Source organism: Herbidospora yilanensis, from assembly GCF_001570565.1.
Classification (GTDB): Bacteria; Actinomycetota; Actinomycetes; order Streptosporangiales; family Streptosporangiaceae; genus Herbidospora; species Herbidospora yilanensis.
The window spans coordinates 67892-81289 of the sequence record NZ_BBXE01000015.1 but is presented as its reverse complement, the minus strand read 5'-3'; the positions used below and the strand labels follow the sequence as shown (position 1 = coordinate 81289).

Annotated in this window: 15 protein-coding genes; 9 read left to right on the top strand and 6 right to left on the bottom strand. The window is 71.5% G+C overall.

The genetic code is table 11. From position 1 onward, the window contains the following. A partial coding sequence (locus AW273_RS06670) for a cellulose binding domain-containing protein (protein ID WP_198168031.1) occupies positions 1-389 on the top strand: 389 nt, incomplete at its 5' end. Between the two features lie 156 nt (positions 390-545). Here AW273_RS06670 and AW273_RS06665 read toward each other — a convergent pair. Further along, positions 546-1214: a response regulator gene (locus AW273_RS06665; protein ID WP_062346319.1), complete on the bottom strand. Its 669-nt coding sequence runs from the start codon at positions 1212-1214 to the stop codon at positions 546-548. 73 nt (positions 1215-1287) lie between these two features. On the opposite strand from AW273_RS06665, the gene AW273_RS06660 reads away from it, so the two are divergent. After that, positions 1288-1494, top strand: coding sequence for an EF-hand domain-containing protein (locus tag AW273_RS06660; protein WP_030452116.1), 207 nt, complete (start codon positions 1288-1290; stop codon positions 1492-1494). Between the two features lie 138 nt (positions 1495-1632). Here AW273_RS06660 and AW273_RS06655 read toward each other — a convergent pair whose 3' ends face one another. Next, entirely contained in the window at positions 1633-2013 is a 381-nt protein-coding gene (locus AW273_RS06655) for a hypothetical protein (protein ID WP_062346317.1), read from the bottom strand. Positions 2014-2026: 13 nt separating this feature from the next. Then, positions 2027-3124, bottom strand: coding sequence for an NAD(P)/FAD-dependent oxidoreductase (locus AW273_RS06650; RefSeq protein ID WP_062346315.1), 1098 nt, complete (start codon positions 3122-3124; stop codon positions 2027-2029). An 18-nt stretch (positions 3125-3142) separates the two neighbouring features. Between AW273_RS06650 and AW273_RS06645 the strand changes: the two genes are divergently transcribed. The 7 genes from AW273_RS06645 to AW273_RS06615 are packed head-to-tail and all read left to right on the top strand — an operon-like array spanning position 3143 to position 9477. Continuing rightward, positions 3143-3778, top strand: coding sequence for a helix-turn-helix domain-containing protein (locus AW273_RS06645; RefSeq protein WP_062346313.1), 636 nt, complete (start codon positions 3143-3145; stop codon positions 3776-3778). Positions 3779-3816: 38 nt separating this feature from the next. Next, on the top strand, positions 3817-4974 hold the full coding sequence (locus AW273_RS06640) for a homogentisate 1,2-dioxygenase (protein WP_062346752.1): 1158 nt from the start codon (positions 3817-3819) through the stop codon (positions 4972-4974). After that, positions 4971-5717: a hypothetical protein gene (locus AW273_RS06635; RefSeq protein WP_232327130.1), complete on the top strand. Its 747-nt coding sequence runs from the start codon at positions 4971-4973 to the stop codon at positions 5715-5717. The genes AW273_RS06640 and AW273_RS06635 overlap by 4 nt, the downstream gene beginning before the upstream one ends. Next, entirely contained in the window at positions 5714-6811 is a 1098-nt protein-coding gene (gene fahA / locus AW273_RS06630; RefSeq protein ID WP_062346311.1) for a fumarylacetoacetase, read from the top strand. Before AW273_RS06635 ends, fahA begins: the two co-directional genes overlap by 4 nt. A gap of 10 nt (positions 6812-6821) precedes the next feature. Further along, a complete protein-coding gene (locus AW273_RS06625; RefSeq protein WP_232327129.1) occupies positions 6822-7931 on the top strand; it encodes a L,D-transpeptidase in 1110 nt (369 codons plus the stop codon). Positions 7932-7975: 44 nt separating this feature from the next. Continuing rightward, positions 7976-8407, top strand: a complete 432-nt coding sequence (locus AW273_RS06620; protein ID WP_062346308.1) for an NfeD family protein — start codon at positions 7976-7978, stop codon at positions 8405-8407. A 2-nt stretch (positions 8408-8409) separates the two neighbouring features. Further along, positions 8410-9477, top strand: a complete 1068-nt coding sequence (locus tag AW273_RS06615) for an SPFH domain-containing protein (protein WP_062346306.1) — start codon at positions 8410-8412, stop codon at positions 9475-9477. Positions 9478-9528: 51 nt separating this feature from the next. Here the strand turns inward: AW273_RS06615 and AW273_RS06610 are convergent, their stop codons facing one another. The 3 genes from AW273_RS06610 to AW273_RS06600 all read right to left on the bottom strand — a co-directional run bounded on the left by AW273_RS06610 (position 9529) and on the right by AW273_RS06600 (position 13398). Continuing rightward, positions 9529-11115 carry a GTPase family protein gene (locus AW273_RS06610; RefSeq protein WP_062346304.1) on the bottom strand — a complete coding sequence of 529 codons (1587 nt, stop codon included), beginning with the start codon at positions 11113-11115 and terminating at the stop codon, positions 9529-9531. Then, positions 11112-12827 carry a GTPase family protein gene (locus AW273_RS06605; RefSeq protein ID WP_062346299.1) on the bottom strand — a complete coding sequence of 572 codons (1716 nt, stop codon included), beginning with the start codon at positions 12825-12827 and terminating at the stop codon, positions 11112-11114. The genes AW273_RS06610 and AW273_RS06605 overlap by 4 nt, the downstream gene beginning before the upstream one ends. A gap of 64 nt (positions 12828-12891) precedes the next feature. Beyond that, positions 12892-13398 (bottom strand): hypothetical protein, encoded by a 507-nt coding sequence (locus AW273_RS06600; RefSeq protein WP_062346297.1) that lies wholly within the window; start codon positions 13396-13398, stop codon positions 12892-12894.

The window sequence follows — 13398 nt, the reverse complement described above, 5'->3', positions numbered from 1 at the left end:
GCACCACCCCGTCCCCCACCCCCACGCCGACCCCCTCCCCGACACCGTCGCCCTCGCCCTCGCCGTCACCCTCACCGTCGCCGCAGCCCGGCGGATGCACCGCGACCTACACGGCGGGCGGCCAGTGGGGCGGCGGGTTCCAGGGCGAGGTCACCGTCAAGGCGGGCAACACGCCGATCAGCGCGTGGACGGTCCGGTGGACCTTCGCCGACGGCCAGCAGATCACCCAGATCTGGAACGGTTCCCACACCCAGTCGGGCAACCAGGTGACGGTCCGCAACGCCGGCTACAACGGCAACCTGGGCGCGGGCGCCACCACCACTTTCGGCTTCCTGGCCTCCTGGAACGGCGCCAACACCGCACCCGTCCCCACCTGCACGGCAGGCTGACCCCGGGAACGTCGCGGGGCCGGCCCGAGAGCGGCCCCGCGCGCTGAGACGAAGCCCGGTCGCGCCTACCCCCCTGGGCGCGGCCGGGCTTTGCTCCTCCACCCGCCGCGGATCGGCCTCAGCTCCTCACGACGACCTTGAGCGCGGCCGGGCCTTCTAGGGCTGGAAGCGGTAGCCCATGCCCGGTTCCGTCACCAGGTGGACCGGGTGCGCCGGGTCGGCCTCCAGCTTCCGGCGGAGCTGGGCGAAGTACTGCCGCAGGTAGTGGGTCTCCTTGAGGTAGGCCGGGCCCCAGACCTCGGTCAGCAGTTGACGCTGGCTGATGAGTTTGCCGGGGTTGCGGACCAGGATCTCAAGGAGATGCCATTCGGTGGGCGTCAGCCGCACGCCACCCGAAATGGTCTTGTCGGACAGGTCGACCACGTGGTCGCCGATCTTCACCGTCACGGGTTCCGCGCCGGCGGAGGCGCTGCGGCGGGTGACCGCGCGGATGCGGGCCAGGAGTTCGTCGATCCCGAAGGGCTTGGTCACGTAGTCGTCGGCGCCCGCGTCGAGGGCGCCGACCTTGTCGAGGCTGCCCGACCGGCCCGACAACACGATGATCGGCACCTTCGTCCAGCCGCGCAGGCCGTGGATGACCTCCACGCCGTCGAGGTCGGGCAGGCCGAGGTCCAGCACGACCAGGTCCGGGTGCCAGTCGGCGGCCAGGCGCAGCGCGGCGGCGCCGTCGGACGCCACGGCCACGTCGTATTCCCGGGCCGCCAGGTTGATCCGCAGCGCCCGCAGCAACTGAGGCTCATCGTCGACAACGAGGATCCGCGTCATGAATGCGAGGCTACGCCGCTCTTGGGCAGACATATCCCGCTAGGGTGCTGATCGCGTATCTGAGGAGGAAATCATGAGCGAGTACGCTCCCACCTTCGCCCTCGTCGACGCCGATGGCGACGGCCTCATCTCGGCCGAGGAGCTGACCCGCCTGGCGGATCTGCTCGGCCAGCCTCTCGGTGAGTCGGGCGCCGCCGCGGTGATCGCCAAGGTCGACGGCGACGGCGACGGCCTGATCAACCTGTCGGAGTTCGGCGCCTGGCTGGAGTCCTCCCGCTAGGCGATCGACGCTTCACCACCGGGGTGCGTGCGCTCACCCCGGTTCTTCTCCGTTACGGCTCCGCCCACCCCGGCGCCGCCCGCCACCCCCGGTCCGCGCCGTATCCGGCGCCGGCCGCCCGCTTCCGGCCGCGCCCCGTCACGGACCATCGACGATCTTCCCGGTGAAGGGGTCGATCAGAACCGCGTCATAAGGGGCGACGGCGCAACCCTCACCGGTGCAGACCTGGTCTTCCTCCCGGTAGCCCTCGGGGAACGGCGACGTCCCGTCGCCCAGTTGGCCGCCGTCTCCGGCAGGGCAGCCGCCCTCGCAGACCAAGTCGACCTCGGGCGCCCGCATGGGCGTCGCGCCTTCCAGGCCCGGTGAGGTCGCGGGCACTGCGGGCACTGCGGGCGCCGCCGAGGCCGTCAGGACCGCCGCCGCCAGCAGGGCCATCACGATCTTGCCGAACGCCGCGACCCGTCCGCCCGGTGTGTCCCCTTCGACCGCGAGCTCCTCGGCCGCCCCGAAATCCCCCATGCCGGGCAGTAGATCACGTCTCGCCGCTGGTCCGCAGGCCGCGCGCGTTTTCCCTCGGGTGCAGGCCGAACCGCGGATCGACGGCCGCCTCGCCGTTCAGGACCGAGGTCACGTACGCCGACAACACCGGCGCGTGTTTGAAGCCGTGGCCGCTGTCGCCGCCCAGCACCCAGACGCCGTCGTCGATCTCGGCGATGACCCACTCGGCGTCGGGGGTGACGGCGTACTGGCAGACCTGGGTGAGGCTCAGCGGGACCCCGGCCAGTGACGGGAAGCGGCGGGCCAGGTAGTCGCGGGCCCGGCGTTCGCTCGCCGCCAGGACGTCGCCGCGCGGCGTGTCCGGGTCGAACCCGGGCTCCCCCTCGACGTCGCTGGTGATCTTCATTCCGTGGCCGCCGACGTCGCCGTGGCCGTAGGCCGAGCCGCTGTAGTCGCAGAACGCGGGCACGTCGGTCCAGCCGGCCGCGAAATGGGTGGTGTCCTGCCGGGTCACCGTGATCGGCAGCCCGTCGAACAGCCCGGGAAGCCAGGCCCCGCAGGCCCAGACGACCTGGTCGGCGCCCAGCACCTCGCCGTCGACGGCCACGCCGCGCCCGGCGGGCCGGGCTTCACCCCTGACCAGGGTCACCCCGGCGTCCTGGGCCAGGCCCGTCACCACCTCGGTCGCACGCCGGGCCCGGACCACGCCCGCCTCGGGTTCGTACAGGACCGTGGCCAGGTCGTCGTGGCGCATCTCGGGGTAGAACATCGCCGCCTCGGCGGGGTCGAGCAAAGTACAGGGGATGTCGAGGGCTTTCAGGACCTCGGCGCTGCGGACCTCCCATCCGTCGGCCTCGCGGCCGAACCACATCACCCCCTGCGGCAGGAAGAGCGGCTCGCCGGCCCGCTCGTTGAGGGCCAGCCACTCCCGGGTCGACTCCCAGGCCATGCGGGCGTAGAACTCCGACGTCCCGTGGGCCGACCGCACCAGGCGGGTCTCCCCCGCGCTGGCCCGGCGGGGGTCGGCTCCGTCGAGGCGCTCGATCAGGGTCACCCGGCGGCCCGACTCCGCCAGCCGGAGGGCCAGCGACGCGCCCCAGATACCCGCGCCCACCACAATCACGTTCTGCACCGTTTCATAATCGTCCCCATGGCTGTTGAGTCGGCACAGACCCTTGAGCGCGGGTTAAGGCTGCTCCGTCTCCTCGCGGAGACGCCGGGCGGGCTGACGCCGACGGAGCTGGCCGCCGCCCTGAACGTCAGCAGGCCGGTCGTCTACCGGCTGGTCGCCTCGTTGCAGAACGAGGGGTTCGCGCGGCGCGACGCCGCCGGGCGGGTGCTGCTCGGGTTCGGGGTGGTCAAGCTGGCCCAGGCGGTCCAGCCGTTGCTGATGGCGGCGGCCGTCCCGGCGCTGCGGCGGCTGGCCGAGGCGTCCGGGGCGACCGCCCATCTGACCGTGGCCGAGGGCGGCGAGGGGCTGGCCATCGCAGTGGTCGAGCCGTCGTGGACCAATCTCCACGTCGCCTACCGGACCGGATCCCGGCATCCGCTGTCGAAGGGCGCCGCCGGGCTGGCGATCCTGTCGCTGCGGGAGGGCAAGCCGCGTATTCATGCCACCGAGGGGCACCTTCAGGAGGGAGCCCGTGGCGTGGCCGCGCCGATCACGGGGCTGGAGTGGCTGGAGGCGTCGGTCGGGATCATCTCGTTCGGCGATCTCGACGTCTCGGTCGCGGGTCCGCTCGTGTCGGAGGCCGCCAAGGAGCTCGGGGAGGCGCTTGACGTATAGTGGACGTCAGCGTCCGGTATGCGTACAGGGAGGCGACGATGCCGCACTATCGCACCGTGGGAGAGGTTCCCCGGAAACGTCACGTCCAGTTCCGCCGCCCGGACGGTGGGCTCTACGCCGAGGAGCTGATGGGCGAGGAGGGCTTCTCCTCCGACGCCTCGCTGCTCTACCACCGCCACGCCCCCACGGCCATCACCAAGGCCGAAGCGGTGCGGAGCGGCCACAACACCCTCGAACCCAACCTGCCGCTGTCGCCCCGCCACTTCCGCACGCAGGACCTCGCCCCCGAAGGCGACCTCGTCTCGGGGCGGCGGCTGCTGGCGGGCAACGGCGACGTCCGGCTCGGATACGCCGCCACCGACCGGCCCAGCGAGCTCTACCGCAACTCCATGGGCGACGAGTGCGTCTACGTCAAGTCGGGCCGGGCCCGGTTCGAGTCGGCCTACGGGGCGCTCGACGTCGGCGAGGGCGACTACGTCGTCATCCCGACCGGCACCATCCACCGCTGGGTGCCCTCCGGCCACGTCGAGGCCCTCACGATCGAGGCCTCCGGGCACATCCGGCCGCCGAAGCGCTACCTCTCCCAGTTCGGCCAGTTCCTGGAGCACGCCCCCTACTCCGAGCGTGACCTGCGCGCGCCGAGCGAGCCGCTGATCGTCGAAGGGGAGGACGTGCCGGTCCTGGTCCGCACCCGCGGCGGGCTGACCCGGCTCACCTACCGCAACCACCCGTTCGACGTGGTCGGCTGGGACGGGTGCCTCTACCCGTACGCCTTCAACATCGACGACTTCGAGCCCGTGGTGAAGAAGACCCACGCGCCCCCGCCCGTGCACCAGACGTTCGAGGGGCCGGGCTTCGTGGTCTGCTCGTTCTGCCCCCGGCCGCTCGACTTCCATCCGGAGGCGGTGCCGATCCCGTACAACCACCACAACGTCGACTCCGACGAGTTCATGTTCTACGTCGGCGGCGACTACTCGGCGCGGGCGGGCTCGGGCATCGACGTCGGGTCGGTCTCGCTCCACCCGGCCGGCTTCACCCACGGGCCGCAGCCGGGCGCGGTCGAGGCGATCATCGCCTCCGGGGCGACGCACACCTCCGAGCTGGCCGTGATGGTCGACACCTTCCGGCCGCTCGACCTCGGTCCCGGCGCGCTGGCCTGCGAAGACGGCGACTACGCCTGGACCTGGGCCCGGTGAACCCGCTGTTCGCGGCCCTCGTCGACGACGCGGGGCTGTTCCCGCCCACCTCACTGCCGATGGCCGACGCGCTGGCCCGCCACGCGGCCGACCGCGCCGCCGGCAGCGGGGTGCTCACCCACCGGTTCCTCTGCCTGGCCAGCCGCCTGCACGAGATCACCTCGCCCCGGCCGGAGCGGATCGGGGTGATCGTCGACGACCCGCTGGTCGAACTGCCCGACGTCGATCTCATCGAGGTGCGGCTCGGCAAGCCCGTGCCCCGTTCCGGCGCCCGGCTGTTCGTCGAGGTGACCGCCGACGAACTCGACGGGCTCGACGCCGTCGCGCATCCGCATCCCTCGACCGGGGCCGGGTTCAAGATCAGGTGTGGCGGGCTCACCCGGGAGGCCTTCCCCTCCCCGGAGGAGGTCGCCCGGTTCATCACCTTCTGCGCCCGGAACAGCATCCCGTTCAAGGCCACCGCCGGGCTGCACCACGCCGTCAGGCACTACGACCCCGCGTTGGGCGTCTGGCGGCACGGGTTCCTCAACCTGCTGCTCGCCACCCACGCCGCTCTCCATGGGGGTGACCCGCTGCCGATCCTGGAGTCGATCGACGCGGACGGTCTGGCGCGTGCGGCGGTAGCCGTAAAAAAGGAAGAGGCTCTGAGAACGCGGGAGACCCTGGTCTCCCACGGCTCCTGCAGCACCTCCCAACCCCTCAAGGACCTGCGGGAACTCGGCCTGATCGGAGAAGACGCGTGAGTTTCGGGCTCGACAACCTCCCTTATGGCGTGTTCTCCGTCGACGGCGGACGACCCCGCGTGGGCGTGCGATTCGGAGACCAGGTCCTCGACCTGGCGCCCCTGCTCGGCGACGACGTGTTCCGCGAACCGACCCTCAACCCGTTCATGGCGCGCGGGCGCGGCGCGTGGCGGGCCACCCGGGGCCGCGTCCAGGATCTGCTCGCCGACGACCGCGGCGCCGAGCACCTGATCCCCCTCGATCGGGTACGGCTCCACCTCCCCATCGACGTCGCCGACTACGTCGACTTCTACGCCTCCCTCGAACACGCCTCCAACCTGGGCCGCATGTTCCGCCCCGACGAGGAGCCGCTGAAACCCAACTGGCGGCACCTCCCGGTCGGCTACCACGGACGGGCCGGCACGGTCGTCGTCTCCGGCACCGACATCCGCCGCCCCCGCGGCCAGCGGCCCTCGTTCGGCCCGTCGGCCAAACTCGACATCGAGGCCGAGGTGGGCTTCGTCGTCGGCACGGGCAGCGAGTTGGGTCAGCCTGCGGGCGCGTTCGACGAACACGTCTTCGGGGTCGTGCTGGTCAACGACTGGAGCGCGCGCGACATCCAGGCCTGGGAGTACGTCCCCCTCGGCCCCTTCCTCGGCAAGTCGTTCGCCACGTCGATCTCCGCCTGGGTGACCCCGCTCGACGCCCTCGACCACGCCCGCGTCGAAGGCCGCCCACAGGACCCGGCACCCCTCGACTACCTGCGGCGCGACGCCGAATGGGGCCTCGACCTCGCCCTGGAGGTGCGGCTGAACGGCGAGGTCGTCTCCACCCCGGCCTACCGCGACATGTACTGGACGCCCGACCAGATGCTCGCCCACATGACCGTCAACGGCGCCGCCCTGCGCACCGGCGACCTCTACGCCAGCGGCACCGTCTCGGCCGAGGACGCCCCCGGCTCGCTCATCGAACTCACGTGGAACGGCGCCCGGCCGATGAAGACCGGCCGATCGTTCCTGGAAGACGGCGACACGGTCACCATCACCGCCACGACCCCGTCAGGGCTGTCCCTCGGGGAGGTAACCGGGCGTATCCTGCCCGCTACCGTTCGGTAGCGTTGGCGTGGTGCCGCGCCTCTTCTGCCTGCTCACGGCCCTCATCACCCTTCTCGGTTGCTCACCCGTGACCGCCCTGACTCCCATCGGCGTCGCGATCTCCCCCGCCCTGGGCGAGAAGAGGGCGGTCCCCGACCGAGGGCTGACGATCAGAGCCCTCGGCGGCACCCTGAAGTCGGTCACCGTGACCGCGGCCGGCCACCCCGTCCCCGGCCGCTACGACCGGACGCGCACCGAATGGCGCTCCTCGTGGTCGCTGCGCCCCGGCACCGACCACCTCGTCACCGCCGTCACCACCGACCGCCGCGTCAGCGGCCGGTTCCGCACCCTCACGGCCACCCCCGCCACCCCGCCCAAGGTCGACCCGCTCCCGGGCGAGACGGTCGGCGTCGGCATGCCGATCGTGGTCGAGTTCAAGGTCCCCGTCCCCGACCGCGCGGTGGTCGAGCGCGCCTTCGAGGTCGTCCCCGACCGCCCGGTCGAGGGCGGCTGGCACTGGTTCTCCGACACACAGGCCGTCTGGCGCCCCCGCTACTACTGGCAACCCGGCACACGGGTCCGGTTCACCGCCCACCTGACGGGCCTGCGCTTCGCCCCCGGCGTGTACGGCACCACCGACCCCTCCGCCACCTTCGTCGTCGGCCGCAACATGAGCAGTCACATCGACACGGCCACCCACCGCATGACCGTCCACCGCGACGGCCTGCTCGCCCAGGAGATGGCGATCAGCGCCGGCATGGCCACGACCAGGGAATACACCACAACGAGTGGCGTCCATCTGACGATGGAGAAGAAGGAGAAGGTCCGCATGGTCTCCCCGCGCCGCAAACCGGGCGACCCCGAATACTACGACCTGATGATCGACCACGCCGTCCGCATCTCCAACAGCGGCGAATACGTCCACGCCAAGGACAACACGTGGGCGCAGGGCCGCCTGAACGTCAGCCACGGCTGCGTGAACGCCCGGCCGGACCAGGCGAAGTGGTTCTTCGACAACTCGCTGCGCGGCGACCCGGTGGTGATCGTCGGAACCGACAGACCACTCGAACCGGCCAACGGATGGGGATTCTGGCAACTCGCCTGGAACGCATGGAAGGCGGGCAGCGCACTCGTCTCCTGACGGGTAGGTTGATATTAGGAACCCCCTATCGATAGGGCGGTGCAATGGACTCGTGGATCGTGTGGCTGATCCTGGCGGCGGCCCTGGGAGTGGCCGAGCTCTTCACGCTCACCGCCGCCATGGGGATCATCTCGGTCGCGGCCCTGCTGACGGCGGGCGTGGCCGTGATCGGGCTGCCGCCCGGCCTCCAACTGCTCGTGTTCGTCCTGGCGTCCGGCGGCGGCCTGCTCGGCCTGCGCCCCCTGGCGATGCGGCACCTACAGCAGGCGCCCGCCCAGAAGTTCGGCGTCTCGGCACTGGTCGGCAAATCGGCCTACGTGACCCACGAGGTCACCGGCCGAGGCGGCCGGGTCAAGATCGGCGGCGAGGAATGGTCGGCCCGCGCCTATGACGAGACCCTCGTCATCCCGGTGGGCGCCACCGTCGACGTGTTCGAGATCGAGGGCGCCACAGCGCTCGTGTATCCACGGGAGTGATCATGGAAGTCGCCCTGCTCGTCATCCTGATCCTGGTCGCGATGTTCGCGGTCGTCACCGTCTTCAGAACGGTGCGGATCGTGCCTCAGGCGCGCGCCGCCAACGTCGAGCGCCTGGGCCGCTACAGCCGTACCCTCGACCCCGGCCTGAACTTCGTGATCCCCTACATCGACCGGGTGCGCCCGCTGATCGACCTGCGCGAACAGGTCGTCAGCTTCAAGCCGCAGCCCGTGATCACCGAAGACAACCTGGTCGTCGACATCGACACGGTCCTGTACTTCCAGGTGACCGACCCGAGGGCCGCGGCGTACGAGATCGCGAACTTCATCCAGGGCGTCGAGCAGCTCACCGTAACGACGCTGCGCAACGTCGTCGGCGGCATGGACCTGGAGAAGACGCTGACCAGCAGAGACATCATCAACAGCCAACTGCGGGGCGTGCTCGACGAGGCGACCGGCAAGTGGGGCATCCGGGTCAACCGGGTGGAGATCAAGGCCATCGATCCTCCCAGGACCATCAAGGAGGCGATGGAGAAGCAGATGCGCGCCGAACGCGACAAGCGTGCCGCCATCCTGACGGCCGAGGGCCTCCGGCAGTCGCAGATCCTCACGGCCGAAGGTGAGAAGCAGAGCGCCATCCTGCGCGCCGAGGGTGAACGCACCAGCCAGATCCTCAGGGCCGAGGGCCAGTCCCAGGCGATCGACGAGGTCTTCCAGGCCGTGCACCGCAACGACCCCGACCCGAAGCTGCTGGCCTACCAGTACCTCCAGATGTTGCCGCAGCTCGCGTCCGGCCCGGGGAACACGTTCTGGGTGATCCCGTCGGAGGTGACGTCGGCGCTCCAGGGCGTCTCGAAGGCGTTCACCGAGGCGCTGCCGCAGTCGGCGGCCACCCGCGAACAGCCGGACCGCGACCGGCCGGCCGGTTCTGAGGCGGTCCGCGAGGCGGAGGCCGCGGCGGCCGAGGCCAAGGCGGAGGCGGAGGCCGATTCGGTGCCGAGGTCGATCGAGCGCGGCCAGGCGATCCCCGACCCGCTGAGCGACCTCGACCGGTCACGAGACCGCGCCTAGCTGCTAATTCTGCTCTGATTAGCAGCTAATTAGCTGCTAACTTCGCCAGAATTAGCTGCTCGCCGTCTTGGCCTGCTTGACGAAGGTCCTGTAGCGGATCTGTTCGTGTTCGATCGGCGTGATGATCATCCGGTCGGCCACGCCGGAGATGTTCTGGCGCAGGACCCTGGCCGACTTCCGGGCCTTCCTGCGGCTGCCGATCCAGGCCAGGCCCCGCGTCAGCAGGGCCACCACCACCCCGAGCACCGCCGCTCCGGCCAGCAGCGTCGTCGGCCAGGGCACGTCCCCGGCGGTCGGCGTGTAGAGGCTGGGCAGGCGCAGGAAGCCCAGCACGTACAGGACCACCAGCCAGCCGAGCCCGGCCAGCAGGGTCACGAACAGCAGCCATTGGAGGGCGTTGACGGCGCGCCACCACAGGGGGCGGCGTTCCATGCCGAGGTCGCTGCCGGCGACCGCCTGGTCGAGGGCGTCGGCCAGGGTGTCGTGGTGTTCGCGGGCCGAGCGGCGGATCGCGGCCGCCCAGGGCTCCGGGACTCCTTCGGCCGCTTCCAGGCCGACCGCTCTGACGGCCGAGTCCATCTGCGAGGTCTGCACGGCCGACGCCTGCGGCAGGGAGGTGCGGCCGGTCGTGGGGCGGTGCAGGTGGAGGCGGCGCAGAGGGTCGGGGCGGAAGCGGCGGAGCCAGCGGGTGACCGGCCAGCCCATCGCGGCGACCGCGCGGTGCCGGTGGGCCTTCGCCACCGCCCGGACCACCAACGGGACTCCGGCCGCTTCGGCCAGGGCTTCGTCGAGGGCGTCGTGGTCGGGCACGCGCGGGTCCGACTTCGGCAGGCCGCCGGAGGCGGCGATCAGGTGGTCGGCGGCTCCTGCGCTGTCGGCCTCCAGCCGCGCCGACCACGCGTGGCGGCGGGTGACCAGTTCGGTGAGCAGGTCTCTCAGTTCTTGTACGCCCTCTCCGGTCACCGTCGAGACGGGCAGGATCGGCACGTCGCGCAGGCCGTCTTCGGCCAGCAGGCGGCGCAGGTCGTCGAGGCAGCGGCGGACGGCGCCGGGAGGCAGGCGGTCGACCTGGTTCAGGACGACCATGGTCACGTCGGCGTGCCTGGCCAGCGGGCGCAGGTAGCGCTCGTGGATGGCGGCGTCGGCGTACTTCTGGGGGTCCATGACCCAGACGAGCTGGTCGACGACGGCGACCAGGCGGTCGACCTCCAGGCGGTGGGAGAGCTCGATGCTGTCGTGGTCGGGCAGGTCGAGCAGGATCAGGCCGGGCAGGTCGTCGGAGTGCACGACGTGCCGGGTGGGCACGTCGAGCCAGTCGAGCAGGGGGCCCGAGCCCTCCGGAGACCACAGGGCTCCCTGGGCCTTCGAGGTGGTCGGGCGGGTCACCCCGACCGTGGCGACGTCGCCGCCGGCGAGCACGTTGAACAACGACGACTTGCCGCTGCCGGTGGCCCCGGCCAGGGCGACGACCGTGTGGTCGACCGAGAGGCCCGCGCGGGCGCCGGCTCTGGCGACGACGACTCGCGCGTGGTCGACCGGCTCCCTGGCGACCCTGCCCTCGGCCAGGTCGGCGGCGGCGCCGAGGGCCTTGAGGCGGTCGTCCAGGGAGATGTGCGAGCGGCGCCGCAGGAGCTTCACGCGACACCGCCCGGGATGTCGCTCTTGCGCTGTTCGACGGCGTCGGCGGCGGCGCGCAGGGCGTGGGTGTCGGTGGACTCCATGCCTTCGAGCAGGGTGTAGAAGCGCCCGGCCTCCTCGTCGAACAGATCCCTGACCCGCGTGTGGAGGTCGGCGCGGGCCGCGTCGGTGAGGCGTCGGACGGCCTGGTCGCCGAAGACCGCCTCCAGGAGTTTCTGGCTGAGGACCGTGGTGCCCCCGGCGACGCCGACCTCGATGCCGGTCAGGCCGCCCGTGGACGCGAACACCGTCAGCATGATCAGCAGGCCCAGGCCGTTCACCCCGAACGAGGCCGCCCTGGCCATGCTGCGTTTGTCGGCGCCCTCGTCGCGGACGAGGTCGAGCACGTAGCCCTGCCAGTCGCGGACCGCCTTGGCGGCCTTCGGCGGCAGGTCGGCGGAGACCCGGCCGAGCTTCCCCGCGGTTTCGATTCCGGTACGTTCCAGCAGGTCACGCCCCTGTGGTGTGGACAGCCACGCGTCCACGGAGCGTTCGGCCGACCCGTCGGCGGTGGCCCGGATCAGCGACTCGACGCCGCTCTCCAGGGCCACCCTGAGCCGTTTGTCGGGGGCCGGGCGGCCGGTGAAGGCGGCGACGATCGTGTCGCGCAACCAGCCGACGCGGGTCTCCAGGGAGCGCATGAGGTCGCCGGTGCCGATGAAGTCCTGCCAGCGGTTCAGCACCTCGCCGCGCAGCAGGGTGCCGTCGCGCATGGCCTCGTCGAAGTCGGCCATGCCGACGTCGTAGCCCTTTTCGACCAGGCCGCGCAGCTCGTTGGCGCCGAGCAACTGCCGGTCGGCCGCCTCGGCGAGGGCGGGCACCCGCACGGCCAGGCTGTCGAGCGCCCCCGACAGGGTCCGGCGGACCACGTCGGCGCGGGCCTCGTGGTCGGCCGACAGGCCGTCGAGCCACTTCTTGATCGGCCGGACCGCCATCTCGGGCAGCCGGGCGCGTTCGCTCGGCAGCGGCAGTTCGGGCACCTCGAACAGCGGGGTGCCCGCCAGGCCGTTCTCCTTGAGCAGGCGGCGCAGGTCGGCGGCGACCGGCACGCGGGCCTCGTCGGGCACCCTCTGGAGGATCACCGCCATGGCGGTGCTGCGTTCGCCGGCGATGCGCAGGAAGCCCCAGGGGACCTCGTCGGCGTACCGGCTGGCGGTCGTGACGAACAACCACAGGTCGGCGGCGGCCAGCAGTTGGGCGGCGAGCTCGCGGTTGGCGGTGACCACCGAGTCGATGTCGGGGGCGTCGAGGAGGGCCAGACCCGGCTTGACCTGCGGAGACATGACGATCTTGAGGGTGCCGGGCTGGCCGTCGCCGGTCGAGCGGGGCAGGCCGGGCAGCACGTTCGCCGAGGTGAACCACGGCACGTCGGCCGGGCTGGCGACCAGGGTAGGGGCCAGCGTCGTCGGGCGGAGCACGCCCGGCGCGGTGACGTCGTCCTGGACGAGGGAGTTGACCAGGGTCGACTTGCCGGCCCCGGTGGAGCCGCCGACGACGGCCAGCAGGGGCGCGTCGATGGCGGCCAGGCGCGGGATGAGGTAGTCGTCGAGTTGCCCGGCCAGCTCCTTCTGGGCGTGCCGGTCGGCCTCGACGTTCCCGATGGCGAGCGGGAACAGGTCACGGCCGAGCTGCGCACGCAGGCTCTTCAGCGCGGTCGCCAACCCATCGGACATATGGTCCGACTTCCCTCAAAGAAGCGTGCGCAACGTGGCAGATGGGCCAATTCACCGCAAAGATCTACGAGGTGGACGGCATCAAGGGTCGGCACTTCTCCAGCGCCTTCTTGACGGCCGGATCGTCCTGGTTCGCATCGCGGGGGCTCCGCACCTCCGCGCCGTTGTCCTTCATGCAGGTACGGAAGGCGTTGAAGGCCGAATCGTCCATCTGACGCCGGTTGCCGCCGCCGCAGGCCTGGAAGGCCTCACGGGTCCGGTCGTCCATGGACGGGAAACCCGACGGCCGCGGTCTGGGCTCGCCCGAGGGCCCGTCGCCCCACTGGCCGTCGCCCGGCCGGCCGCCACCGGGGGGTGCGCCCGACGGCCGGTCGCCCAACTGGCCGTCGTTGTTCCGGAAGCCGCCCTCGGGCAGAGTGACCCCGTGCTCCTTGAGGCACTCGGCGAGGGCCGTGCGGTCGCGAGGTCCGCCCGACGGCGCGGGAGCCGCGGCGGTCTCCTCGACGCCGCCGCAGGCGGTCAGGGACAGGAGCAGGGCCGCCGTCACGGCGGCGAAGACGGTCTTGGGCAC

Excerpts from the sequence above, each read along its gene's own strand:
- AW273_RS06665 (WP_062346319.1), bottom strand. The coding sequence starts at position 1,214 with ATGACGCGGATCCTCGTTGTCGACGATGAGCCTCAGTTGCTGCGGGCG.
- AW273_RS06660 (WP_030452116.1), top strand. The coding sequence starts at position 1,288 with ATGAGCGAGTACGCTCCCACCTTCGCCCTCGTCGACGCCGATGGCGAC.
- AW273_RS06655 (WP_062346317.1), bottom strand. The coding sequence starts at position 2,013 with ATGGGGGATTTCGGGGCGGCCGAGGAGCTCGCGGTCGAAGGGGACACA.
- AW273_RS06645 (WP_062346313.1), top strand. The coding sequence starts at position 3,143 with ATGGCTGTTGAGTCGGCACAGACCCTTGAGCGCGGGTTAAGGCTGCTC.
- AW273_RS06640 (WP_062346752.1), top strand. The coding sequence starts at position 3,817 with ATGCCGCACTATCGCACCGTGGGAGAGGTTCCCCGGAAACGTCACGTC.
- AW273_RS06620 (WP_062346308.1), top strand. The coding sequence starts at position 7,976 with ATGGACTCGTGGATCGTGTGGCTGATCCTGGCGGCGGCCCTGGGAGTG.
- AW273_RS06615 (WP_062346306.1), top strand. The coding sequence starts at position 8,410 with ATGGAAGTCGCCCTGCTCGTCATCCTGATCCTGGTCGCGATGTTCGCG.
- AW273_RS06605 (WP_062346299.1), bottom strand. The coding sequence starts at position 12,827 with ATGTCCGATGGGTTGGCGACCGCGCTGAAGAGCCTGCGTGCGCAGCTC.